Annotated in this window: 19 protein-coding genes; 7 read left to right on the forward strand and 12 right to left on the reverse strand. The window is 70.7% G+C overall.

Going from position 1 to position 23,455, the window contains the following annotated elements:
• Positions 1 to 24 precede the first annotated feature (24 nt).
• The gene (locus tag ABT352_RS19550; protein WP_350946268.1) at positions 25 to 885 is read right to left on the reverse strand and encodes a hypothetical protein; all 861 of its coding nucleotides are present in this window, start codon (positions 883 to 885) and stop codon (positions 25 to 27) included.
• 343 nt (positions 886 to 1,228) lie between these two features.
• Between ABT352_RS19550 and ABT352_RS19555 the strand changes: the two genes are divergently transcribed.
• Both ABT352_RS19555 and ABT352_RS19560 read left to right on the forward strand, forming a co-directional pair.
• On the forward strand, positions 1,229 to 2,242 hold the full coding sequence (locus ABT352_RS19555; RefSeq protein WP_350946269.1) for a LacI family DNA-binding transcriptional regulator: 1,014 nt from the start codon (positions 1,229 to 1,231) through the stop codon (positions 2,240 to 2,242).
• A gap of 304 nt (positions 2,243 to 2,546) precedes the next feature.
• The gene (locus tag ABT352_RS19560) at positions 2,547 to 3,254 is read left to right on the forward strand and encodes a neutral zinc metallopeptidase (RefSeq protein ID WP_350946270.1); all 708 of its coding nucleotides are present in this window, start codon (positions 2,547 to 2,549) and stop codon (positions 3,252 to 3,254) included.
• A gap of 265 nt (positions 3,255 to 3,519) precedes the next feature.
• Here ABT352_RS19560 and ABT352_RS19565 read toward each other — a convergent pair whose 3' ends face one another.
• From ABT352_RS19565 to ABT352_RS19580, 4 genes are all read right to left on the reverse strand, one after another.
• Positions 3,520 to 4,470, reverse strand: a complete 951-nt coding sequence (locus ABT352_RS19565) for a tetratricopeptide repeat protein (protein WP_350946271.1) — start codon at positions 4,468 to 4,470, stop codon at positions 3,520 to 3,522.
• 180 nt (positions 4,471 to 4,650) lie between these two features.
• Positions 4,651 to 6,066 carry a hypothetical protein gene (locus ABT352_RS19570; protein ID WP_350946272.1) on the reverse strand — a complete coding sequence of 472 codons (1,416 nt, stop codon included), beginning with the start codon at positions 6,064 to 6,066 and terminating at the stop codon, positions 4,651 to 4,653.
• Positions 6,067 to 6,327: 261 nt separating this feature from the next.
• Positions 6,328 to 6,468: a hypothetical protein gene (locus ABT352_RS19575; RefSeq protein ID WP_350946273.1), complete on the reverse strand. Its 141-nt coding sequence runs from the start codon at positions 6,466 to 6,468 to the stop codon at positions 6,328 to 6,330.
• Between the two features lie 197 nt (positions 6,469 to 6,665).
• Positions 6,666 to 9,425 carry a helix-turn-helix transcriptional regulator gene (locus ABT352_RS19580; protein ID WP_350946274.1) on the reverse strand — a complete coding sequence of 920 codons (2,760 nt, stop codon included), beginning with the start codon at positions 9,423 to 9,425 and terminating at the stop codon, positions 6,666 to 6,668.
• 1,317 nt (positions 9,426 to 10,742) lie between these two features.
• Here ABT352_RS19580 and ABT352_RS19585 point away from each other — a divergent pair.
• A complete protein-coding gene (locus tag ABT352_RS19585; RefSeq protein WP_350946275.1) occupies positions 10,743 to 11,285 on the forward strand; it encodes a hypothetical protein in 543 nt (180 codons plus the stop codon).
• Between the two features lie 66 nt (positions 11,286 to 11,351).
• Here the strand turns inward: ABT352_RS19585 and ABT352_RS19590 are convergent, their stop codons facing one another.
• From ABT352_RS19590 to lgt, 3 genes are all read right to left on the reverse strand, one after another.
• Complete coding sequence (locus ABT352_RS19590) at positions 11,352 to 12,641, reverse strand: pyridoxal phosphate-dependent aminotransferase (RefSeq protein ID WP_350946276.1); 1,290 nt, start codon at positions 12,639 to 12,641, stop codon at positions 11,352 to 11,354.
• 161 nt (positions 12,642 to 12,802) lie between these two features.
• Positions 12,803 to 13,258, reverse strand: a complete 456-nt coding sequence (locus ABT352_RS19595; protein WP_350946277.1) for a GNAT family N-acetyltransferase — start codon at positions 13,256 to 13,258, stop codon at positions 12,803 to 12,805.
• 132 nt (positions 13,259 to 13,390) lie between these two features.
• Positions 13,391 to 14,212 carry a prolipoprotein diacylglyceryl transferase gene (gene lgt / locus ABT352_RS19600; RefSeq protein ID WP_350946278.1) on the reverse strand — a complete coding sequence of 274 codons (822 nt, stop codon included), beginning with the start codon at positions 14,210 to 14,212 and terminating at the stop codon, positions 13,391 to 13,393.
• A 112-nt stretch (positions 14,213 to 14,324) separates the two neighbouring features.
• Between lgt and ABT352_RS19605 the strand changes: the two genes are divergently transcribed.
• Together ABT352_RS19605 and ABT352_RS19610 are read left to right on the forward strand one after the other, a co-directional pair.
• Positions 14,325 to 15,464, forward strand: coding sequence for a sensor histidine kinase (locus ABT352_RS19605; protein WP_350946279.1), 1,140 nt, complete (start codon positions 14,325 to 14,327; stop codon positions 15,462 to 15,464).
• Positions 15,461 to 16,147 (forward strand): response regulator, encoded by a 687-nt coding sequence (locus ABT352_RS19610; protein WP_350946280.1) that lies wholly within the window; start codon positions 15,461 to 15,463, stop codon positions 16,145 to 16,147. Before ABT352_RS19605 ends, ABT352_RS19610 begins: the two co-directional genes overlap by 4 nt.
• Here the strand turns inward: ABT352_RS19610 and ABT352_RS19615 are convergent.
• Complete coding sequence (locus ABT352_RS19615; protein WP_350946281.1) at positions 16,099 to 16,491, reverse strand: PRC-barrel domain containing protein; 393 nt, start codon at positions 16,489 to 16,491, stop codon at positions 16,099 to 16,101. The genes ABT352_RS19610 and ABT352_RS19615 overlap by 49 nt on opposite strands.
• A gap of 631 nt (positions 16,492 to 17,122) precedes the next feature.
• On the opposite strand from ABT352_RS19615, the gene ABT352_RS19620 reads away from it, so the two are divergent.
• Positions 17,123 to 18,841, forward strand: a complete 1,719-nt coding sequence (locus tag ABT352_RS19620) for a rhamnulokinase (protein ID WP_350946282.1) — start codon at positions 17,123 to 17,125, stop codon at positions 18,839 to 18,841.
• Here ABT352_RS19620 and ABT352_RS19625 read toward each other — a convergent pair.
• Positions 18,728 to 20,446, reverse strand: a complete 1,719-nt coding sequence (locus ABT352_RS19625) for an IlvD/Edd family dehydratase (protein ID WP_350946283.1) — start codon at positions 20,444 to 20,446, stop codon at positions 18,728 to 18,730. The two genes, ABT352_RS19620 and ABT352_RS19625, sit on opposite strands and share 114 nt — an antisense overlap.
• Before the next feature lie 101 nt (positions 20,447 to 20,547).
• On the opposite strand from ABT352_RS19625, the gene ABT352_RS19630 reads away from it, so the two are divergent.
• Positions 20,548 to 21,561 (forward strand): zinc-dependent alcohol dehydrogenase, encoded by a 1,014-nt coding sequence (locus ABT352_RS19630; RefSeq protein ID WP_350946284.1) that lies wholly within the window; start codon positions 20,548 to 20,550, stop codon positions 21,559 to 21,561.
• Between the two features lie 6 nt (positions 21,562 to 21,567).
• On the opposite strand, the gene ABT352_RS19635 is transcribed toward ABT352_RS19630, so the two are convergent.
• The gene (locus ABT352_RS19635; protein WP_350946285.1) at positions 21,568 to 22,410 is read right to left on the reverse strand and encodes a carbohydrate ABC transporter permease; all 843 of its coding nucleotides are present in this window, start codon (positions 22,408 to 22,410) and stop codon (positions 21,568 to 21,570) included.
• Entirely contained in the window at positions 22,400 to 23,284 is an 885-nt protein-coding gene (locus ABT352_RS19640; protein WP_350946286.1) for a carbohydrate ABC transporter permease, read from the reverse strand. Before ABT352_RS19640 ends, ABT352_RS19635 begins: the two co-directional genes overlap by 11 nt.
• Positions 23,285 to 23,455: the final 171 nt, after the last annotated feature.

Below are 23,455 nucleotides of genomic sequence, written 5' to 3' on the forward strand. Positions count from 1 at the left end.
CGGCCTGCCCGGTGGACCCGTCGGTCACGGTTCTCCGCGACGGGTGCCACGCGACCCCGTACGGTGGGCTCGCCTTCCCCCGCGGCCGGGTGCGGCGGGCCGGCCGAGGTGGGTGAGCGTGCTGGCCAGGTCGTCCGCCGCCTTGGGCCAGAGCGGGTCGTCGTCGGAAGTGGCCTCCAGGAACAGGCCGAAGTGCCCTGCCGCCCGCTCCAGGTCGGCGGCGCTGCCGGTGGTGATCCCCCTGCTCCGCAGGAGCCCGCCCAGGGCGAACGTCGCCTGGTTCGTGGCCGGGTCGCCCTCCGGCAGGTGAGGGAGCACGTCTTCGAGCAGGGCGACGGCCTCGCCGAGATCGGTGCCCGCCCCCGGCCGGGTGGCGCGCAGAGCCAGCGTCGTACCCAGCCGGTAGCGCAGATAGAGGGCCGACCACCTGTCGTCGCACTCGCGCAGGGCAGCTCTGAGCCTGTCGACCGCGAGGTCCAGGTCGTAGGGCACGCCCCGGTCCGCGTGACGGCTCAGCAGCAGCTCGGCGAGGGCCTCGTGGTCGGCGGCGCTGAACCAGGCGTTCTCCTCGCGAAGGTCGTCCGCCTCACAGAGCATGGTGATGGCGACGTCGCGATCGGCGGGATCCCCGAACTCCTCCCAGCGGATCTCGTGCACCCGTCCCACCAGGGCGAAGGACCATTGGTCGCAGTCGTGGGCGAGGAGCCAGCCCGCGTGTTCGGCCGCCTCGTCGAGATCCGTCCGGCTCACGGTGCCCGGGAGATCCTCGTCGGCGCACCGGCGCAGGATCGCCTGGGTGAGCGCCTGGCGCCACCCGACCTCGCCATAGGTGCCGTCCATCTTCGCCCGCAGGGCACGCAACCGCGTGACCTCGTCCCCAGCCATGCCGGACCTCCCTTCCAAGACTGTATGAAACTATATAAAGAGAATCCGCTCTTCCTTGTGGTAAGTAAATAACTGTCGCCAAAGGGGAAGCCGGACGGCGGCAGTGTGGCGCGACCGGTTCCTGCGAGCGTGGGCCCTGCGCCGCGTCCGCGCCGACGAGGCCTGAGCGCCGCCCGGGCCGCCGGTGACGGCGGCGAATATTTCCGGCGGCCACAAAAATTTTCCACCCTCCGATAACGATCAGGCTCCGGGGGCGTATCGGGCGAGAGTCCGTTGGGAGACGAAGAGGCGTATTCCCAGGCCACCGGCCACACTCCGAAAGGTTTCGGATATGCTGCCGGGCATGCCAGGTAAGCCCCGGGTGACGATCGCCCGCATCGCCGAGGAGGCGGGTGTCTCCGCGCCGACGGTCTCGAAGGTGATCAACGGCAGGGCCGAGGTGTCGCCCGAGACCCGCAAGCGGGTCGAGCGGCTGCTGCGCGAGCACGGCTACATCCGGCGCACGACCGGTTCCGACGGCCCGGCGGGCCTGATCGACCTGATCTTCGCCGAGTTGGAGAGCCCGTGGGCGATGGAGCTCGTCCGCGGGGCCGAGAAGGCGGCCGCGGAGGCAGGGGCCAGCATCGTCATCTCCGTCCTGCACACCCACGCGGGCCCCGGCCGCGACTGGCTCGACCGGCTGGCCGCCCGCCGCACCGACGGTGTGATCATCGTCGGCTCCCACCTCTCGGCGCAGCGCTACGACCGGCTCAACTCCCGCTCGATCCCTTTCGTGGTCGTCGATCCCGAGGGCGAGCCCGCTCCCGGAGTGGCCTCGGTGGGCGCGACCAACTGGCAGGGCGGCCTGACCGCCACCCGGCATCTCCTGGAGCTCGGCCACCGCAGGATCGGCATGATCGGCGGTCCGCCCGACGTGCTGTGCAGCCGCGCCCGCATAGACGGCTACCGGGCCGCGCTGGAGACGGCGGGGGTCGAGGTCGACCCCGCGCTGATCCTGTACGGCGACTTTCTCGTCGGCTCCGGCCACGACCACGGCCACACCCTGCTCTCACTGCCCGACCCGCCCACCGCCATCTTCGCCGGCTGCGACCTGCAGGCCTTCGGCGTCTTCGAGGCCGCCAGGCAGCGTGGGTTGCGCGTCCCCGACGACCTGAGCGTCGTCGGCTTCGACGACCTGCCCCTGTCCAGGTCCGCCTGGCCGCCGCTCACCACGGTCCGCCAGCCTCTGGAGGAGATGGCCTTCGTCGCCGCCCGCATGGCCCTGGGCATCTCCCGTGGTGAGTCCCCCGAGCCCCGCCGGGTCGAGCTCTCCACCGACCTCATCATCCGCGAGAGCTCCGCTCCCCCGGCGGGCTGACCGCCCCCTCACCTTCCCGCCGTCCGCCGGGCCCGGTCGCGGACCGTAGTCCCCGCCGGGGGAGCGATCGTCTCCGCTTGGGGGCCATGATCGCGGGAGGGGTGCCGGGGGATCGCTTCGCGATGATTATGACGTGCCGCTAATTCCTCGAATGCAGCGACGAATTAGCACGATATTTCATACGATCTCGCGATAGCTCCTCTCCCGTATTACCTTTCCTCATATGGTGACGCTGCCCTGCGAAAAAACCCGGCGATAGACCATTACATCCGGTATGTGGCCGCCAGCGACGGGGGAGAGAACCATGGCCGCTTCACGACGGAGAACCACCCGCCTCGCACTCGCCGTACTGCTCACCGGCGCGCTGCTCGCGGGCATCGTGGGTACCGCGGGAACCGCGAACGCCACGACAGGCGCGAACGCCCCGGTGGGCGCCTCCGCCGCGAGCGGCCTCGACGACATCAACGAGGACATCCGCAGCGCGCGGTACGTCATCAACCGCTTCTGGGCGACACACTGGCCGGATTTCTTTCCCGGCAGGTATTCGCCTCCGCGCGTTCTCGGCGGGTACGACGGCGCGCGGGGCGACACGCCAACATGCCGGGGATATCCCCTTCCCGATGACAACGCCCTGTACTGCTGGCCGCCCTACGACTTCGTCGCCTGGGACGTCGACCTCATGCGAATGGGATACCGGCAGGGCGACGCCTGGGTCTATCTGATCATCGCGCACGAATGGGGTCATGCCGTCCAGGCCCGCATCCCCCAGCGGCTGCTGTCCCGGCAGCTCGAACTCCAGGCCGACTGCCTCGCCGGAGCCACGCTCTTCGGAGCCGCGGAGGACGGCATCCTGTTCTTCGAGACCGGCGACACCGAGGAGATCGCGGCGGCCCTGCGGGCACACGCGGACGACACCCCCTGGACCGACGTGAGCGACCACGGCACCGCCGCGCAACGCCTGGGCGCTTTCAACCGGGGCGCACGCCAGGGCGTGGGGGGATGCTTCGCGTGACGAGGGCGAGGACGTTCCCGGCTCACGACCACCACAGCACCCGGCTCACCGCCGGGTAGGACCCCGGCCCGGATGACGGAGGGGTCATCTGGGCCGGGGTCGTGAAGCCCACCCCCCGGTCCGCGTGCGGGTCTCCCCTCCCGCACGCGGACCTCCGGCCCGCACGAGTCCCCTCCTCCCCGTGCGGGACGCGAATCCCGTCCCCGCCACCGCGCTCCCCCTCCCCGAGGAAACCGGCCTCCGGTTCCGTACGGGAGGCGAGGGGTCAGACGCGGATGCTTCCGGCACGTTCCATCAGGGCGGCCAGACGGCCGGCCCGTTCGATGTCGCCGGCGTGCACGGAGGCGGCTCTGGCGATCTCCAGTGGTTCCATGGCCGCCGGGAGGCGGCCCGCGTCCATGAGAAGGTCCGCCCACTCCCCCGCCACGGCGGCGAGGTAGCCGTGGTCGGCGGCCTGGACGTCCTCCGACAGGGTGAGCCCGCGGCGGATCGTCACCGACTCCGCGTAGGCGGCGATGGCCTCCTCGCGTCTGCCCAGCGCGGCGAGCAGCCACCCGAGGCCGTGCAGCGCGGTGGCGAGGGCCACCGCACCGGCGGACGGGTTCTCCGTGGCGAACCCGCGCCGGATGGAGACGGCTCTCGTGCTGTGGAGCACGGCCTCCTCCAGCCGCCCCAGCGACGCCGTCCGCTGGGCCAGGGTGTGCAGCGCCATGGCGAGACCGGGCTCGTGCGCGACCGGGTTCCGCGCGGCGAGATCCCGGTAGATGTCGACCGCCTCGCGGGCGGCGTCCAGGGCGGCCTCCGGCCTGCCGATGCGACCCAGGTCGCAGGCGAGGCCGTTCAGCGAACCCGCGAGGTGAGGCAGGTGGTCGCCGGGGCGCGCCCGCGCCAGCTCGCGCCTGACGGCAACCGCCTCGCGGCCCACCTCGACCGCCTCGTGCCTGCGGCCCAGCCTGACGTACCGGGTCGCCGCCCCGGCCAGGCACAGGGCCAGGTCGGGAAGGTAGGTGTCACGGTCGTCCGCGGCCAGCCGCCGGACGATCGCGAGGGCCTCCTCACTCGCGGCGAGCGCCTCCCCGTGACGCCCCGCCGCTCCGAGCACGCTGGAGCGGCGGCTCAGCGACAGGGCAAGACGGTGCGCGCGCTCCGCGGACGCACCGCCGTCCTCCACCTTCACCACGGTCTCACCGGGGTGCTCCGGTCCGCGGACCGGCAAGGGGTGGCGTCCATCCCTTCTCCTTGAGCATGAGAACCCTCCTTGAACTCGAACGGTGTCACCGGGATCCATCTCGCCTCCTTTCGCCGAACCGAGCCGTCGGTGACGATGACCAGGTCTTCTGCTGTTTTGGAACGCTCCGATTTCGGGGGTGACGACTTCCCGAGGGGCTTCTCGCCCCTAGCCGAGACCTCGCGCGGAAACCCACCTCGTCCCGGTGGGGAATCCTCTGTCCCGGAAGTCGAGGAGGGCCCCGAGCCCCTTCTTCCCCGGAAGCGTCTCCGCCTCCCGCGGGCCGTCCGGCAGCACCTGCCAGACAGGGTCGCGCCGGAGGACCGGCCGCTCCCTTTCCGTCTCCCCCTCGGCGACCGGTGTCCAGAGCGTGCGGACGCCGTGCTCGTTGACGAGGCGCAGGCGGGTACGGCACCCGGGGCAGCGGATCCCTCCCGCGCCGAGGTCCTCGCGGCGGGCGGTGAAATAGCCGTACTGGTCCACTCCCCGCTCGTTCCACGACAGGTCCATGTGCCGGTCCCAGTCGACCTTCGCCGCACGCCTGCCCTTGGGAGCGCAGATCGGGCAGGGCACTCGCACCTCGTCCCAGAACCGTGAGGACGCCAGTTCGGGGTCGCGGTGGCCGACGTTCCTCACCATCCCGGTGACATCTCTCCCGCCGCCCTCGTGGGGTCTCCGGATCTGCGGGACGGTGGTGATCGGATCGGCGTGGTTGACGAGCCTGGCGAAGCGGTCGGCGTGAGCGTCGCTCAGCAAGGGGACGCCCAGGACGGCACGGGCGGTGAGGTGCTCCATCCGCCGGATGCCGCCCGAGGGGCGGGCGGCGTACGCGGAGGTGATCATGGGAGGTGTGGAGCCGCGCGGCAGCAGCCACAGCGTGGCCAGCAACTCGCTCACCGTCCAGAACGACGCGAAGTAGTCCGGGGTGGGATGGACGATCGCCCTGCCCGTCGTGACGATCTCGTACATCAGCCGCGCCACGCCCTCCCACATCTGCTGCCGGGTGACCACCTCGGCCGGGTAGGAGTACTCGCGAGGCGACACCATCCGCACGGTGACCGAGTGGGCCTTCTCGAAGGCCTCGCGCCACTCCCCCGCCTCCCGCCGGCGCTCGCCGTGGAAACTGAGGAAGTAGTCGGCCGGCTCGTCGAACATCCAGTAGTGCGCCCGGGGTTCGGGCAGGCGTGGCGCGGGTGTCCTGACCGCGCCCAGCACGCGGCGCAGACGCCGCTCCAGCCACACGCCCAGCTCCGGGTTTTCCAGAACCTCACCGTGGACGGGGGCGTGGCTGGCGCGGGTCAGCACGTTGCGCGGCAGCGGGGTGCGGCTGAGGACGATGCTGCCCGGGTCGAGTTTGGCGCGCATGTTGAAGGCCGCGTAGACGTCCTCCGGCCCCTCGACCGAACAGTCCCACACGACGAAGGTCGACGCCCGCTGCGCCGCGAGCGCGGTGATCTGGCCGGCGCCGGGAAGAGCGACCGCGAGGCGGATCCCCAGTCTCGCGCAGATCGGCCGTATCCAGTTGTCCAGCAGGTCGTGACCGTCGTCGGTCGGTGGCACGAAGGCCGTCATGGTGGCGTTCACGCGACCGCCCCGGCCGACCCCGCGCGACCGTTCCCCTCGGGACGCACCACCGGCACGTCCCGTACGTCCTGTACGGCGAGAGGTGCCCGCGGTACCGTACCGGCCCGCGGCCGGCGGTGCGCCCGGCCCGGCTCGGGTCCGCGACGCCGGCGTCCCGTTGTGAGGTGCGATGTGCTGCCCATCCGATGTTCTCCCCTGGCGTGCACTCCATGGACGACGATCTCCAGCCCCGCAGGGGGGGCGCGGCATCCCTTCGTGCGGTCATCCGTCCAGGTGGGTTTCCAGGAGGGTGACCAACTCGATGACACCGTGGAAGGGGACGGGCTGCGCGGAGTCGTCGGACGCGACCGTCCCGGCGATGTGACCGGTGGCGGTCCTCTGGACGTCGATGGTCAACCGCATTCCGGCCTCCTTCTGCGGCACCGCTCTGCCGGCGCTCTGGCGGCGCCCACGGTAGTCGCCGGGAGAGCGGAAGGCGTCCAGGTACCACCCCTACGGATGGAACGACGGACCTTGACATGCCCGCTTCACCCGCACCGGCCCGGCCGCGCCGCCGGTATGCCGCTCCTGTGAGCCGGGTGTCCGGTCCCGGCCGCCGGTCAATCCCCGGGGTCGGACAGGACGGCGCGCAGCTCGATCCGGTTGGTCACGTTCAGCTTCGCGTAGATGCGGTTCAGCTGCGTCTCCACGGTGCTGATCGTCACCGAGCGCCGCTGCGCGATCTGACGGGTGGTCATGCCCTCGCAGACCATCGCCACGACCTCGCGCTCGGCCCCGGTGAGGCTGCTGAAGGCGGCGTTGGGGCCGTCCACGGAGAGCCTGAGCTCCCCGGCCGTCTTCAGCGCGAGGGCGGCGTAGGCCGCGGCGCCGGTGCGGTTGAAGGCGACCAGTGCCCGCCGAAGCAGCCGTTCCGCCTCGGCGTGGCGCCCCCTGGCGTGCTGGGAGCGCGTCATCACCAGGTCGATCCTTCCCGCCTCGATCGGCAGGCCCACCTCGCGGGCGAGCGCGAGGGCCTCCTCGCACTCCCGTACGGCGCGCGTGTGGTCTCCCCTCGCCGCGGCGATCTGGCCCCTGACCCTCGCGATGGACATCAGGGTCGAGCGGCGCCCGCTGGAGGCGGCCCTGTCGCTGAAGACGTCCAGCGCGGCCTCGGCCTCCTCGACCCGGCCCAGCTGGGAGAGCGCGTCGGCGCAGACCGGGCCGAACAGGTGGGTTCCCGGCTCCAGGGAGTCGTAGTGCGCCTCGATGGCCTCGGCCGCGACGAGCAGCCGCCGGGTGTCCCCCTGGGCCTGGGCGATCGCCGCACGCGCGCCCGCCGCGTAGGCGAGGCTCACCCTGCTCTCGACGATCGGCGCCCACTCCGCGGCCTGGCGGGCGTGCTCGCGCGCCTGGTCCCACTCTCCCCTGGCCGCCTGGGGGAAACACGCCAGGGAGTGCAGGAGCGCGTAGTCCCAGATTCGCTCGTTCTCCTCGGCGTCGCCGACGGCGAGCCTGGTGAACTGGACGGCGTCGTCGAGCCTGCCCCGGCGGAACTCGACCTCGCCCAGGAAACCGAGTGCCTGGCCGACCCGCAGCGCCTCGCCGCGCGTGGCCCGCGCGACGCCGTCACGCAGGTCGGCGGACGCGCCCTCGAGATCGTCGGTCCACAGCCGGATCATCCCGCGGGCCACCAGCCCGTCCAGCCCGGCCACCGACCCCGGCAGGTCGGCGTCCGTCAGGGACGCCAGCGCCTCCTCGGCCCGTCCGGCCAGGGTCCAGCCCAGGGATCGGGCGAACCAGGCGAAGGCCCGCACCCATGGCTCGTGACTGCCCGCCGCGACGGCGGCCGTGCCGTATTCGACCATCTCGGGGTAGGAGATCTCGACCACCCCGATGATCGCGAGCTGGGCCGCGATGCGCGCCCGCAGGTCGGCGGGCGCGTGCGGGTTCTCCGCCCCGTCGCGCTCGGCGGCGCCCAGTGCCTGGACCAGCAGCAGCTTCGCCTCCGCGACGCGCCCGGAGATCAGTGCCTGGTAGCCGGCGACGTAGTCGCGCCAGGGACCCGGTGGCGCGGCGAGGACCTCACTCTCGTAGCGCCGGGCGACGGTGGCGTCGCCGGAGACCAGCAGGGTCTCCACGGCCGTCAGCAGGCGGGCCACCCTGTCCGGTCCCGGTGGTGTCAGTTCCACCGCGTGGCGGGCGTACACCGCGGCGAGGGGAAGCCTGCCCCGCGCCAGCAGGAACCGGGCCTCCTCCTGGGCCAGCTCGGCGAGCTCGCCGTCCGTACCGCCTCCGGACGCCGCGATCCCGTGCCACAGCGCGCCGGGGCCACCGAGCAGCGCGGCGCTGCGGTGCAGGGCGCGGCGGCGCTCGATGCCGGAGTCGTAGTAGATGCCGTCCCAGACGAGCAGGGTGGTGAACGCGAACTCCTGCCCCGCCGTCCCGGGGATCTCCTTCACCAGCCCGGCGCCGACGGCCTCCGCGAGGGGGGTGGTGGCGTCGGCGACGCCGGCCAGGGCACGCAGGTCGGTCAGGCCGAAGCGGCGGCCGAGCACCGCCGCCGCACCGACGACCTCGCGGGTACGGCGGTCACACGACGCCAGCCTCGCCACGACGGCCTGCGTCATGCCCCGGGGGGCGGGCAACGGGCCGTTGCCGAAGTTGATCGAGTGCATCTCCACCTGGTCCAGCAGGAGGAGTGAGTGCAGCGCGTTGCCGTCGGTGTGCTCGTGCAGCCTTTTCGCGCCGGAGAGGGTGAGCCCGTCGTGGCCGGTCGCGACGGCTAGCCGCACCAGATCGTCGGCGGGGAGTCCTTCGACCTGGAGCAGGCGCCCCTGCGGCGAGTCGAAGATGCGGGCCCAGCCCTCGTGGAGTTCCAGGCGGGGCGCGTCCGGCGCCGCTCCCGTCGCGTATCCCGGAGCCTGGTGGACGACCAGGAGCATGACCTGGGCGTTGCGCAGGCGCCGGGCGGCCAGGCGGAGCGCGGCCATCGACTGCCGGTCGCCGCAGTGCGCGTCGTCGACGACCACGATCAGCGCGTCGGCGGCGACGAGTTCCGCCGCGAGGGCCTGGCCGACGAAGGCGGCCTCGGCCTGGCCCGCCAGCGTCCTGGCGAGCACCGGGGTCGGCAGCTGCTCGGCGATCTGCTCCAGGACGCCCCACGGGTGGGCGAGCGCGTCCTCGTCACCGAAGGCGCGAACGGTCCGCACTCCGGGCACGGTACGCAGGAAGCGCTCGACCAGCTCGGTCTTGCCGATCCCGGACGCCCCCCGGACACCCACGATCCGCGCGTCACGACGTCCGGCATCCCTCCACGCCTCCCCGAGAAAGTCGAGTTCCCGCTTCCGGCCGATGAACAGCGGAGAGGTTCTGCCGTACAACGCAGCGCTCCCTTTTTCACGATTCACATGTTCTTGACGGCGATTATGGGTCAGGAATCAACCTGTCGGCACGCGTTTCATCTGAAGATTTCTCACGAAACGGATTCGGGAAAATTTCACGTCGCCCGCCCTCGCGGGCACGGAACGCCTTCGGACGCAGGCCGCGCCCCCCGGACACTCTGGATTCCATCGTCCGGCGGGTCCGCGACGCCCCTTCCCCTCGGCCCTCCCACGGCATTTTCCGAAATGGGAGCGGTCCATCTTCGACAAAGGTGCGGCAGCCTGCGGATACGGCCGACCGAAAGAGGAGGCGACCATTGATTGCCTCACCCGCGAGACGCATTCCACGATTCCCGCACCGGGTAAGTGCATGATGACATGAAGTGATCAAAACCTCGCATGTCGCGCGAGACGTCACACGGCGCACCGAGTACGACTCTCCGGCCACGGCCACCCCCTTTTTTTTCGGACGCCTGGAACGGAAGGTGAGGCAGGAGAGAGATCACCGACGGCGCGGGCGGTGCCCAGCGGACGACCTGCCACCCGGCGATCAGGCGCTGCCACAGGAACTCCCGCGAGTTCGCGCCGAGCCTGCGCCTGCACACCCTGACAGGAACGCCACACCGAGAGTAGTGAACCGCTTGGCGTTCCGTCGGGATTCCTGAAGTGTCGCCGGTGATTGAGATGTCTGGCCGGAGGCAGTGAGCGGGGGTGTGCCGATGAGCCTTGGTGTGGTGCGATCACCGGTGTGGTGCGATCACCGGCTACTCCCAGGCGTCTGATACTTCGCCGCGTCACTGTGGAGGCGGGTGGGATTGCGGATCACCGAGACGGTCAAGCTCGACATCCGAGACCGGCGCCCGGACCTCGGCGAGGCCGGCAAACTTCATATCCGATTCGGTAAGGGAAGTCGCGGGCCCAGGCCCCGACTCGTCCCCGCCATCAACTCCGTGAACTCCCCTGCCGTGAATCGCTCCTTTTCATCGGGGCCCTTTCCATCGCCTGGACGAAGACACCGAAGACCCGAGTGGCCGGGCACTATTCCGACTGTTGACAGGTGCCCGGACAGCAATCAAAGTATGCGTTTGTACCTCTCAATACAGCAGTCGTAAGCGGCGCCCGGCAGCGCGGCCATGTGGAAGAACCGGCCACACTCATGGACCGGTGCAAACTCAAGTCGCGTGGAGGTAAAGATTGGCCGGCACTCGAAGCAGAGCGCACGACCGGCGGGGAATGGCCGGAAGACTCAGCGGACGGCATAGAAGACTCACCGCGTTCACGGTGCTCACGGCCCTGATCTCAAGTCTAGGTGTGACCGTGACGCCGGGCATCGCACATGCCGACGGGCCTGGTCCGCAGATTTCCTGCCCAACCGACCCCACCATCGTTTGGCAGCTGGCGTTCTACGGCCGCACCCCCTATTTGGCGGGGTACCGATACACCGCGATTTCCACTGCCTCGACGTTCAACGTGAGTGACGCCCGTGTCGTGGACAACGCCCTTGACACGCCAATCAATGCGACGTTCAGCTCATCGCAGTCACGGACCTGGCGGATCAGCGTCACAGTGGGCGCGACAGCCGAGCTGACCAAATATCTGCAGACCAATGTCAGCACGCAGATCGTGCAGGAACGGACCACCGCCATCGGTGTGAACGCCAGCCTCGTCGTCCCTCCGCACAGCAGAGTGACCGGGCAGTACGGCGTGCAGGCGTACGACGTGGTCTACGACGTCCAGACGGTGTTCTCCTGGCCGGCGGTCGTGGGACGACCACGCGAGAAGTGCTTCGACCGGGGCACCCAGCGAGGCACCACCAACGCTCCGACCGTCACCGAAGGCTGGCGCTTCACCGCGGGCTGACCGGAACCGGCTTTCGCCTTCACTGAAAGGCGGGAGCCGGAAACGCGGGCGGCCGGCGCGGGCGTCTCAGATGGAGGGCGGCAGGGCCGACGACAGCATGTCGAAGCGGCGGTCCCCCTCGTACAGGGGCGTCTGCGTGGAGGGGGACGCGGGCAGCGGGTCGTACAGGGGCGTGGGCGTGGGCGTCGGGATCGGGGCCGGTGCGGGAAGGGGCGGGGGTACGGGGCTCAGCGACCTGTTCCCGCTCTCGTACAGGACCGCGTACAACCCGCTGATCAGGCGCCGCACGTCCTGCTCGGGGCGGACCGCCAGGCGGATGAACTGGCTGGTCATACCGAGCTTGTTTCCGCACTCGCGGACGAACAGGTTGTGCTCGTCGAGCAGCTGGTCGCGCAGGGCGGCGCCGTCCCTGCCACCGGGGAGCCGTACCAGCAGGAAGTTGCCCTGGGAGGGGAAGACGGTGAGGCCGGGGACCCGGGTCAGCTGGTGGCGCATCGACTCGCGGTCCAGGGCGACCAGCCGCAGGCTGTCCAGATACTCGGACATGTACCGGCGGATCATGAAGACCACGGTCTCGGCGAAGGAGTTCAGGTTCCACCGGGGCAGGGCGCGCCGCACCCTGTCCGCCAGGGCGGGGTTCGCCACCATGTAGCCGAAGCGGATGCCGTGCAGCCCGAAGTTCTTGCCGAGGCTCTTCAGCACGACCACGTTCGGCCGGATCGCCGCCTCGTTCGCGACGCTCGGATACGGCTCGGCGTCGACGAAGTCGATGAACGACTCGTCCACCACGACCAGGTCCAGGTCGACGAGCCTGTCGAGCATGGCGATCACCTCGTGTCGGCGCAGGTAGCCCCCGTCGGGGTTGTTCGGGTTGCAGATGACCGCCACCCGGGAGCCGCGATGCCTGACGAAGTTGACGAAGGCGTCCACGTCCAGCGCGAATCCCTGGTTCTCCGGCAGCGGATACATGTCCACGCGCTTGCCGGTCTCCATCGGCTGGTCGGTCCAGCGGCCGAAGGTGGGGATCGGCACCGCGAGGCTCTCCCTGACCAGCAGGTGGTCGATCCAGGTGATGAGTTCCGTCGACCCGTTGCCCATCACGACGGTCTGCGGGTTCAGGCCCAGCACCCCGCAGAGCTCGGCGGTGATCGTGTCGGCGTCGCTGGGATAGAACTTCAGGATCGTGGCGAGGTTGTGCTCCAGGACGCCGAAGGCCTCCGGGGTGGGGAAGTACGGATTGCAGGGGATACAGAAGTCGACCGGTTCCTCCCCCCGCTCCGGCGCGGCCCGGATGAGCGAGAAGTACGACGGGCTGTGCGCTGCACCGTGCGCTCGGCGGTGGGTGGAACCGGCCAACGGGGGCCTCCTGCTGACGGATGTTCACGCCTCTGACACCCCCAGCTACGCACCTGGATACCGGCTGGTTCAGCAGGGCGCCCCCGGGCTCGGGCGACTCCCGGGGATCCGGGGTTCACCGGCGGGAACGATCGATCACCGCGACCCGTGACCCGTGATTTTCACAGCTTCTTCGTCATGAACACGCTGTACGGGTCGTACTCGTAGTCCGCGAACGGCTCGCAGTACTCGAAGCCGAACTTCTCGTACAGCCTCCGGGCGGGCAGGAAGAACTCGCTCGCCCCGGTCTCAAGGCTCAGCCGGGTGAATCCCATGCGCCCGGCCTCGGCGATGATGTGCTCCAACAGCAGGGACGCCGTCCCGCTGCGCTTGCGCGCCGGCGCGGTGCGCATCGACTTCACCTCGGCGTGTCCCGCGTCCAGTCTCTTGATCGCGCCGCAGCCCACCAGGCTGTCACCGTCCATCACCGACCAGAAGGTGACCTCGGGCCGGCGAAGCCCGTCCAGATCGAGGGCGTGCTTGCTCTTCAGGGGGGTGACGGCTCGCATCTCCTGGACGTGCTCGTCGAGAAAACCGGCGATCTCCGCACCGGAGAGGTCGTCGAGGACAATCTTCATCCACTCGCCTTTCTTGAGGGCTTCGGCTTCGGTCCCGCAGGTGCCACGTCACATTCTCGGGCCATGGTGAGCCGGACCCTGCCGCGGGGAGTCGATCGCGAGTGGAGGGTTCGGATCGTTTCCTCACGCATATCAATAAGGGAGCCGACCGACCTGTCCATCCGCTGGAGCGGCCTTTCTGTTGGCGACGAGGTACGCGACCGCGGCCGTGAAGACGAGCAGGGCGGTCCAGTTGTTGAGGCGCAGACCGAGGACGTGGGGGGCGGGATCGATGCGGAGCCACTCGATCCAGGCGCGACCCGCGCTGTAGGCGGCGGCGTAGAGCGCGAACGTCCGGCCGCGGTCGAGCCGGAACCGTCGTTCGGCCCAGATGACGAACCCGGCCACGCCAAGGTTCCACAGCGACTCGTAAAGGAAGGTCGGGTGGTAGGTGGCGGTGGACTCCATACCGGGTGGCCGATGGGCGGGGTCGATCTCCAGCGCCCAGGGCAGGGTCGTCGGCCCGCCGTACAGCTCCTGGTTGAACCAGTTGCCCCATCGGGCGATCGCCTGCCCGAGCGCGATCCCGGGCGCGACGGCGTCGGCGAAGTCGCGCAGCGCGATGCCGCGCCGGCGGCAGGCGAGCCACGCGCCCACCGCGCCGCCCGCGACGGCGCCCCAGATGCTGATCCCGCCCTCCCAGATCGCGAACGCGCGCAGCGGGTCGTCGCCCGGGCCGAAGTACTGCTGCCAGTCGGTGGCCACGTGGTAGATCCGGGCGCCGACCAGGCCGAGCGGCACGGCCCAGATCGCGATGTCCTCGACCGCGCCGGGATCGCCGCCGCGAGCGGCCCAGCGGCGCCGGGTCACCCAGATGCCGACGAGGACGGCGAGCAGCATCAGCAGGGCGTAGGCGCGGATCGGGAACGGGCCGAGATGCCAGACGGCTTGGGTCGGGCTGGGGATGGCGGTCACGGCGTCGAGTCTGGTTCAGCCGGGGCGGCACCCGCATCGATCGCAACGCCGATCATGTGATCAGTCGACCGGTTGATGCCGAACGGACGGGAGGTTGATTATCGTCGGCGGTGTGGAGTCCTGGGAGCGGTCGCGACGCCGGTGGCAGCACGCCTTCTTCGCCTCATGGCTGGTGCTCACCTCGGCCGGCCCGCTGTCGGAGGTGGGCCGGGTGCTCCCGGTGGTGCTGGTGGCCGGGCTGGCCGCCTGGTACGCGGTGTGGTTCGTGCTGCGCACGCCGCCCCCGGACGACGTGCCCACGCCGTACGTGCTCGGCGGTGGACTGCTCTGGCTGGGGCTGTTCGCGATCGACTCCTCCTTCCTGGTGGTCGCGTTGAGCGTCCTCGTGCCGTACTGCATGGACGCCGTGCGGGTCGGGCTGGTCGCGGTGGTGTCGTGCGCCGGGGGCTGGTTGTGGCATCGTTTCCACGCGACCGGGTCGATCACCTGGGCCGAGATCGTCATCGCCGCGCTGATCGCGACCAGCGCGGCCGCCGCGGTCGGGTACTTCGGCTCGGTGTCCCGGCAGAGCGCCGAGCGCAAGCGGCTCCTCGACCGGCTGCAGGTCGCGCAGGAGGCGCGGGCGGCGGCCGAACGGCAGGCGGGCGTGGCGGCCGAACGGCAACGGCTCGCCCGTGACATCCACGACAGCCTGACCCAGGGGTTCGCCAGCGTGACGATGTTGCTCGAGGCGGCCCAGGAGACCCTGCCGGACAACAGGCACCTGACCCAGGCGCTGCGGGTGGCGCGGGAGAATCTGGCGGAAAGCCGCAGGGTGGTGAGAGCACTGCGCCCCGGCCAGCTCGACGGGTGCGGCCTGCCGGAGGCCCTGCGGCGGCTGTCGGGCAGGCTGTCGGACGAGACCGGCGTCCACGCGCACACCGTGATCACCGGCAGGCTCCGGCCGCTCGAGGCACGGGTCCAGGCGGAGCTGCTGCGCGTGGCGCAGGAGGCGGTCGCCAACGTGCGCCGCCATGCCCGCGCCGAGCAGGTCACGCTGACCCTGTCGTACATGGAGGACCTGGTGGTGCTTGACGTCCACGACGACGGCGACGGTTTCGATCCCGGCAGGGCCGCCTCGGGACACGGCCTTTCGATCATGCGGGAGAGGATGGAGCAACTCGGCGGCACGCTGCTCGTGGAAAGTGCCCCGGGGGCGGGCGCCACGGTGGTGGCCAGCCTTTCCCCGGTGGCGCTGAGCGGGTCGCGATGACCGTCCGGGTCCTGATCGCCGACGACCACCCGTTGGTCCGCGACGGCATCCGGGCTGTCCTGGGCACCCAGGACGATCTGGAGGTGGTCGGTGAGGCGGTCTCCGGCACGGACGCGGTGCGGCTGGCGCGCGACCTGAGGCCCGACGTCACCCTGATGGACCTGCAGCTGCCCGGGATCGACGGCGCGACCGCGATCGGCAGGATCCGCGAGGACGACCCGGGAGCCAAGGTGATCGTCCTGACCGCCTACGACACCGACGGCGACATCTCACGCGCCATCGACGCGGGAGCCATCGGCTATCTCCTCAAGGACGTCGGCCGCGAGCAGCTGTTCGACGCGATCCGGGTGGCGGCGCGGGGGGAGAGCGCCCTGTCGCCGACGATCGCGAGCCGGGTGCTGTCGTGGGCGCGGGCCGACGCCCCCGATGCTCTCAGTGGCCGGGAGGCCGAGGTCCTCGGTGCGGTCGCCCAGGGGATGAGCAACAAGGCCATCGCCGCCCACCTGTGCATCAGCGAGGCCACGGTCAAGACCCACCTGCTGCACATCTTCGCCAAGCTCTGCGTGGACGACCGCACCGCCGCGGTGACGGTCGCCGCCTCCCGCGGCATCATCCGGCTGGACGGCCGGCCGCTTCAGCCGAGATCGGCGGTGAGCCGGTCGCGCGGCGGGGCGGACGCGTAGTGACCGCCCGACTCCTGGCGGTGGACGCTCTGCCGGTAGGTCGCCGGGTCGTACTCCGGCGCGTCCTGGATCTCCTGCTTGGTCTGCGAGATGTGCACCTTGCGCTCGTCCTTGTCGATCCTGGTCACCGTGCTGGCCGGGAGCACGATCTTCCTGCCCGAGAGCCAGGAGCCGACGTCGGCCACGATGTAGCTGTCATCGGTCATGTTGCTCTCCTCCTCCACTCGGCCGACCTTGCCGTCGACGGCCTCCACGTCGAAGCCGATGACGCTCATCGTCTCGTCCATCGTCTCGTCCGGACCGTAGACGCCCTCGCGATAGCTCCACAGACCTTCGCTCGTCATGTGCGGGCTCTCTCCTTGTCACGATGTGTGTGGCCCCCCGACTACCCCTCGCGGCCGAGATAAACGGTGCGGCGGATGGCCGTCCTCCGCCGGCTGTCAATCGTGCCTGGTCGCCTCGGTCCGGAAATCCGGGATGTCTTTACCGATGCTGGTAAATCGCAGGAATCATGTGCCTTTGCCGCCGTCTCGGAGGCCCATATGGGCGCCACGACTCCGTGCGGGAAAGGGGGTAAGGACAATGCCCCGGACGGTATGCCGAATGGCCGCCCATATAAGGGGGAAGGTCCGTGGTTCACGGATCGGACGAGGATCAGATGGAGATCACCGTCATGTCGCGTAAACGTCGCGACATCGTCACTGTGACTCTCACTGGGCCCTCACCGTGGCCGGACCCGCCGCCACCGCCGCCTTCGCCCAAACCGGTCGAGATCGGACCAGGCGGGAATGGTGCCGGTACGCGCCCGAGCGGTGGGGACCGCTTGACCACACCGGGTGAAACCGTCGAGGAAGGGTTCCAGGAAAGGCCCACCCGGCCGACCCCGGAGAGAAAGACGACCCTGTGAGCTGCCTCACCTACCGTTTCTGATATATCCCCCGTATCAGTAAAGTCTCTCCGGTTATCCTTGCACCCGTGCCCGTCTACGTGGCCGTGGATCTCGGACCTGAGAACGGCCGGGTATTGACCGGCGAATTCGATGGTGAACGGCTCTCGGTGCGTGAAGTGCACCGTTTCGCCAACCGGCCCGTCCGCGTTCTCGACGGCCTGTACTGGGACGTGCTCGGGCTTCTCACCCAGGCTCGCGGGGGCATCGCGCTGGCCGCCGCCCGCGACCGCCTCACCAGCGTGGGCGTGACCGCCTGGGGCGGCGACTTCGCGCTCCTCGACCGCGACGGGCGACTGCTGGCCAACCCCCGTCACCACCGCGACCCCTACACCTCCGGGCTGGCGGGACTCGTCTCCTGGCAGGACCACTACGAGCTGACCGGTGTCCATCCGGGCCCCGGCACCACGGCCTGCCAGCTGCTGGCGCATGCCGGTTCCCCGCTCCTGGACGCGGCCGACCACCTGGCGATGATGCCGGACCTGTTCACGCTCTGGCTGAGCGGCGAGATGCTCAGCGAGCGGACGATCGCGAGCACCAGCCAGCTGCTGGACGTCAGGACCGGCCGCTGGGCGAACAGCATCGTCACCCGCCTGGGCCTGCCCCGTCACCTGCTCGCCGACCGGCTCACCGAGCCCGGTACGGTCGTCGGCCCGCTGCGCGGCGAGAGCGGCGATAGCGGGGGAAACGGTGGGAGCGGCAGGAGGGGCGGCGACCGGAACGGGAGAGGCCGCGCCGCGCCCGTGGTCGTCGCGGTTGCGGGCCACGACGCCGCCTCCGTGGCGGCGGCGCTTCCCGTCTCATCCGGATCGGTGGGCTACGTCTCTTTCGGCCCTCGCTCGCTGGCGGGGCTGGAGCTCGACGCGCCGGTCACGAGCCGGGAGGCGAGGCTGGCGGGCTTCACCAACGAGGGCGGCGTCATGGGGACCGTGCGCTTCACCCGGACCCTCAACGGCCTGCTGCTGCTCCAGGAGTGCCGCAGGGCCTGGGGGGTGCGCACCTCGTACGCGGATCTGGTCGCCGAGGCCGCGGCGGCCCCCGCCTTCGGCCCCCTGATCGACCCCGGCCATCCTTGGTTCCTCGAACCCGGTGACATGCCGGCCAGGATCGGGGCCTACTGCCGTTCAACCGGCCAGGCGCCGCCCGCCGGCCGCGCGCAGACGGTGCGCTGCGTCCTGGAGAGCCTCGCCTGCTCCTACCGGTGGGCGTTGGAGCAGGCCGAGTTCCTCAGCGACCGGCGGGTGGAGGCCGTGCACCTGGTGGGGAGCGCGGCCTCCAGCGACACTCTGTGCCGGCTCGTCGCCGACTTCGCCGGACGACCGGTGCTCGCGGGCCCCGTGGAGGCGACCGCCGTGGGCAACCTGCTGGTCCAGGCGATGGCCGAGGGCCGCATCGGCTCCCTCACCGAGTTGCGCGAGGTGGTCCGCCGCTCGTTCAGGCCCCGGCCGTTCTCTCCCTCAGGGCAGCGGGAACCGTACGAGATCGCCTACTCCCGCTACCGGCGGCTGACGGGGACCGAGGGAGGCTGGAACGGCACGGAGCACGGGCCTGTCGCCGGGTACCGGATGCGCCCGGCCCGTCACGCGGCGTCGGTGCCGCCGGTGACGGCACCGGCGGCGCCGACAGCACAGACGTCAATGGGACTCGCGGGCGACCGCGTGACCGCTGGAGCCGATGAGGAAGTCGAGATCGGCTCCCCGGTTGGCCTGCATCACGTGGTCGACGTAGAGGCGTTCCCAGCCCCGTGAGGGCGCGGCGAACGCCTCCCGCATGGTCTCCGAGGGCAGACGCCTGGCCAGTTCCTCCGGCGGGATGTCGATGTCCAGGCGCCTGGCCTCGACGTCCAGGACGATCGGGTCACCGGTCCGCACCAGGCCGAGCGGGCCGCCCGCCGCGGCCTCGGGCGCCACGTGCAGGACCACCGTCCCGTACGCCGTGCCGCTCATCCTGCCGTCGCAGATCCGCACCATGTCACGCACCCCGCTCTCCAGGAGCTTGGCCGGCAGGGGCAGGTTCGCCACCTCGGGCATCCCCGGGTAGCCCTTGGGTCCGCACCCGCGCAGCACGAGCACCGTGGAGGGGTCCACGTCGAGTTCGGGATCGTCGATCCGCGCGTGCATGTCCTCGACGCTGTCGAAGACCAGGGCACGGCCCCGGTGGCGCATCAGCTCGGGCGAGGCCGCCGCGGGCTTGATGACGGCGCCGGACGGCGCCAGGTCACCGTACAGGACGGCGATGCCCGCGGCCTCCTGCAGCGGCCGGTCACGCGGGCGGATGACGGTCTCGTCCCAGATCCGCGCCTCGTCCAGGTGATCGGCGAGCGGCCTGCCCGTCACCGTCAGCGCCTCGGGGTCCAGCAGGTCGCGCACCTCGCGCAGCACGGCCAGCAGCCCGCCCGCGCGGTGGAGGTCCTCCATCAGGTGCCGGCCCGCCGGCTGCAGGTCGGCCAGAAGCGGCACCCCGGCGCCGACGCGGTCGAAGTCGTCGAGGGAGAGCTCGACGCCGAGCCGGCCCGCGATGGCCAGCAGGTGCACCACCGCGTTGGTGGATCCGCCGACGGCGGCCAGCGCCACGATCGCGTTGAGGAACGATCCCCTGGTCAGCAGGGCGCTGGGACGCAGATCCCGCTCGACGAGCTCGACGGCGAGCCGCCCGGTCTCATGAGCACCCTCCAGCAGACGGCTGTCGGGGGCGGGCGTGCCCGCGATGCCGGGGATGGTGGTGCCGAGCGCCTCGGCGACGCAGGCCATCGTGGAGGCGGTTCCCATGGTGTTGCAGTGGCCCCTGCTGCGGATCATCGACGACTCCGAGCGCAGGAACGCCTGCTCGCTCAGGGTGCCCGCGCGGACCTCCTCGCTGAGCTTCCACACGTCCGTGCCGCAGCCCAGTGGCGCGCCGCGGAAGGTGCCGGTGAGCATGGGCCCGCCGGGGAGCACCACCGCGGGCAGGTCGACCGAGGCCGCGGCCATCAGCAGAGACGGGATGCTCTTGTCGCAGCCGCCCAGCAGCACCACACCGTCGATCGGGTTGGCCCGCAGCATCTCCTCGATCGCCATCGCGGCCATGTTGCGCCACAGCATCGCGGTGGGCCTCACCAGCGTCTCACCCAGCGAGACGACCGGCAGGTTCATCGGGACGCCGCCGGCCTCCCAGACGCCCCGTTTGACGCCCTCGGCCACCTCGTCGAAATGGGAGTTGCACGGTGTGAGGTCGGAGGCGGTGTTGGCGATGGCGATGTGCGGACGGCCGTCGAAGGCGTGCGAGGGCAACCCCCGCCGCATCCAGGCCCGATGGATGTAGGCGTTGCGATCGTTTCCCGCGTACCACTGCGAGCTACGTCGTTCCGCCGTCACGTTTTCAGCCCCATTTGCCGAACGGTAGTCTACGGAGCCCGATTCTTGTACCTCTGTTACCTCCGTCCCCGCCCGGCGGTGCCGTCTGGAAGGTTCCAACCGTGAGAGCGTTCGTCGTGACCGGGCCCCGCCGCTTCGCCGTGCTGGACGTCGATCCGCCGGTTCCCGGACCCGGGCAGGTCGTGGTCGACGTGGAGCGGGCCGGGGTGTGCGGCACCGACATGGAGTTCTTCAGCGGCGACATGGCCTATCTCGAGGAGGACCACGCCCGCTATCCCATGCGGCTCGGCCACGAGTGGTGCGGAACGGTCTCCTCGGTCGGCGAGGGCGTCGACGGCGGCTGGATCGGCACCCGCGTCACGGGCGACACCATGCTCGGCTGCGGCAGGTGCCGCCGCTGCCTGGGCGGGCTGCAGCACGTGTGCGAGGACCGCTTCGAGATCGGCATCCGGGGCGGCTGGCCCGGTGCCCTCGCCGAGCGCCTGCCCGTTCCGGTCACGGCGCTGCACGCCCTGCCGGACACGGTCGACGCGGTGGCCGGGGCGATGGTCGAGCCGGGCGGCAACGCGTTGCGGGCCGTCGAGGCCGCGGCCCTCGCCCCCGGCGACCGGCTGCTGGTGCTGGGGCCGGGGACGATCGGCCTGCTCGCCGCCGCCTTCGCCCTCGCGCACGGGGCGGAGGTGCACATCATGGGCCTGTCGGAGCCGTCGCTGGAGTTCGCCCGCACCCTCGGGGTGCACGGGGCGTGGACCGCCGACCGGCTTCCCGGCCTCCCGTTCGACGCCGTCGTCGACGCCTCCAACGCCCCCGGTCTGCCCTCCCTCGCCGTCGATCTGGTGGAGCCCGGCAAGCGGGTGGTCTACATCGGCCTGGCGTCGACCCCCAGCGCCGTCGACACCCGCCTGCTGGTGCTCAAGGACGTGACGGCCGTCGGCATCCTGAGCGCCTCGCCCGGCCTGGCCGGGGCGATCGAGCACTACGCCTCCGGCTCGGTGGACCCCCGGCCGCTCGTGGCGGCCGTCGTCGGGCTCGAGGAGGTGGGCGAGATCCTCTCCGGCTCCCGCCCCGCGGGCTCCGGGCCCGGCCCCAAGATCCACGTCGACCCCCGGGTCTGACCCTTCTCAGCCCTTCAGGCCGGTGTGGGCCAGGCCTTCGATGAACTGCCGCTGCGCGAGCACGAACACCACGAGCACCGGCAGGGCGGTCATCGAGGCGGCGGCGAGCTGGACGTTCCACATCGGCCCGCCGTAGGCGTCGACGAACTGGGTCAGCGCCTGCGGGAGGGTGAACTTCTCCGGCGAGGAGAGGTACACGATGGGTTCCAGGTAGAGGTTCCAGCTGTGCAGGAACGTGAAGATCGCGACAGCGCCGAGCGCGGGGCGGGCCAGCGGCAGCGCGACCCGGTAGAAGGTGCCGAACCGGCCGAGCCCGTCCACCCGGGCCGCCTCCTCCAGCTCACCGGGCAGGCTGATGAAGAACTGCCGCATGATGAAGGTGGCCAGCACGCCGGGCGCGCCGAGGATCGGCACCAGGATGAGCGGCCAGTGGGTGTCGGTCAGCCCGAGCCCGTGGAACATCTGGAACAGCGGGACGATCGTGACCTCGCTCGGGATGAGCAGCCCGAGCAGCACGACGACGAAGAGGACGTTCTGGCCGGGGAAACGGATGCGCGCGAAGGCGTACCCGGCCATCGCGGCCACCGCCATCGTCCCCGCCGTGACGACCAGGGCGATGTAGAGGCTGTTGACATACTGGCCCGCGAAGGGCTGGAGCCGGAAGACCTGCCCGTAGGCCGAGAAGTCCCAGTCGGCGGGCAGCGGCCTCGGCGGGAAGGCGAAGATCTCGCCGACCGGCTTGAGGGACGAGGTCACCATCCACCAGGTCGGGAAGACGAACGGCACGCACAACACGCACAGCACGCCGTACAGGAGCGTCTTCAGCCGTAGGGGTATCTCACGTCTCATTGAAGACCCACCTCCTGCGCATCCGCCACTGCACGACGGTGAGCAGCGCCACGATCACGAACAGCAGGACCGACAGCGTCGCGCCGTATCCGAAGTGATGGAACTGGAACGCCTGCTGGTACAGGTAGTAGACGAGGACGGTCGTCGACATCCCCGGGCCGCCCTGGGTGAGCACCGCGATCTGCGCGAACACCTGCAGCGACCCCACCACGGTGATGATCGAGGTGAGCAGGATGGTCGGGCTGATCAGGGGGACGGTGATCCGCAGGAAGCGGGTCCACGCCCCGGCGCCGTCGAGTTCGGCGGCCTCGTACAGCTGGGCCGGCACCCCCTGGAGGGCCGCGAGGAACAGCACCATGTTGAGGCCGACGTTCTTGAGGACCTGTACGACGATCACCGAGAGCATCGCGGTGCCCTCGCCGCGCAGCCAGTTGGGGCCGTCGGCCCCGGCGACGGCGAGCAGGCCGTTGAGTCCGCCGTCGTCCTGCAGGAGGAAGCGCCACACGATCGTCCAGGCGACGAGCGAGACCACCACGGGCGAGAAGAACAGCGTGCGGAAGAAGGTGGTCCCGCGCAGCCGCTGGTTGAGCAGGATCGCGAGGAGGAGGGCGAGGCCGAGGTTGAGCACGACCAGCCCGACGGAGAACAGCGCGGTCCCCGCGAGGACCTCGCGGAGGTTCGCGTCGGCGAGCAGCCTGTCGTAGTTCTCCCCGCCGACGAACTCGAAGGTCCCGGCGAGCACGTTCCACTCGTGCAGGCTGTACCACAGGACGAGTCCGAGCGGCAGGAGCACGAACAGCAGGCTGCCGAGGAGCTGCGGGGCGACGAGCAGGTATCCGACCAGGTTGTCGCGGCGGCGCATGGTCCAGAACACCCCGCCTCCTCCACCGCCGCCGGAAACCCGGCGAGCCCGGTGGGTCCGCCGAGAGCAGCGCGTCCGGCCCTCGGCCTCCGTGTCCTCCGTGCCCTCCGTGCCCTCCGCCGCCCTGCGGGCGGCCCGGACGCGGGATTGCGGCCCGCGGAGAGCGCCCCCCCGGACCCCCGG

The sequence above is a fragment of the Streptosporangium sp. NPDC000563 genome (genome assembly GCF_040299985.1).
GTDB lineage: Bacteria > Actinomycetota > Actinomycetes > Streptosporangiales > Streptosporangiaceae > Streptosporangium.

Excerpts from the sequence above, each read along its gene's own strand:
- ABT352_RS19560 (WP_350946270.1), top strand. The coding sequence starts at position 2,547 with ATGGCCGCTTCACGACGGAGAACCACCCGCCTCGCACTCGCCGTACTG.
- ABT352_RS19575 (WP_350946273.1), bottom strand. The coding sequence starts at position 6,468 with ATGCGGTTGACCATCGACGTCCAGAGGACCGCCACCGGTCACATCGCC.
- ABT352_RS19615 (WP_350946281.1), bottom strand. The coding sequence starts at position 16,491 with ATGACGAGCGAAGGTCTGTGGAGCTATCGCGAGGGCGTCTACGGTCCG.
- ABT352_RS19550 (WP_350946268.1), bottom strand. The coding sequence starts at position 885 with ATGGCTGGGGACGAGGTCACGCGGTTGCGTGCCCTGCGGGCGAAGATG.
- ABT352_RS19595 (WP_350946277.1), bottom strand. The coding sequence starts at position 13,258 with ATGAAGATTGTCCTCGACGACCTCTCCGGTGCGGAGATCGCCGGTTTT.
- ABT352_RS19555 (WP_350946269.1), top strand. The coding sequence starts at position 1,229 with ATGCCAGGTAAGCCCCGGGTGACGATCGCCCGCATCGCCGAGGAGGCG.
- ABT352_RS19635 (WP_350946285.1), bottom strand. The coding sequence starts at position 22,410 with ATGAGACGTGAGATACCCCTACGGCTGAAGACGCTCCTGTACGGCGTG.
- ABT352_RS19610 (WP_350946280.1), top strand. The coding sequence starts at position 15,461 with ATGACCGTCCGGGTCCTGATCGCCGACGACCACCCGTTGGTCCGCGAC.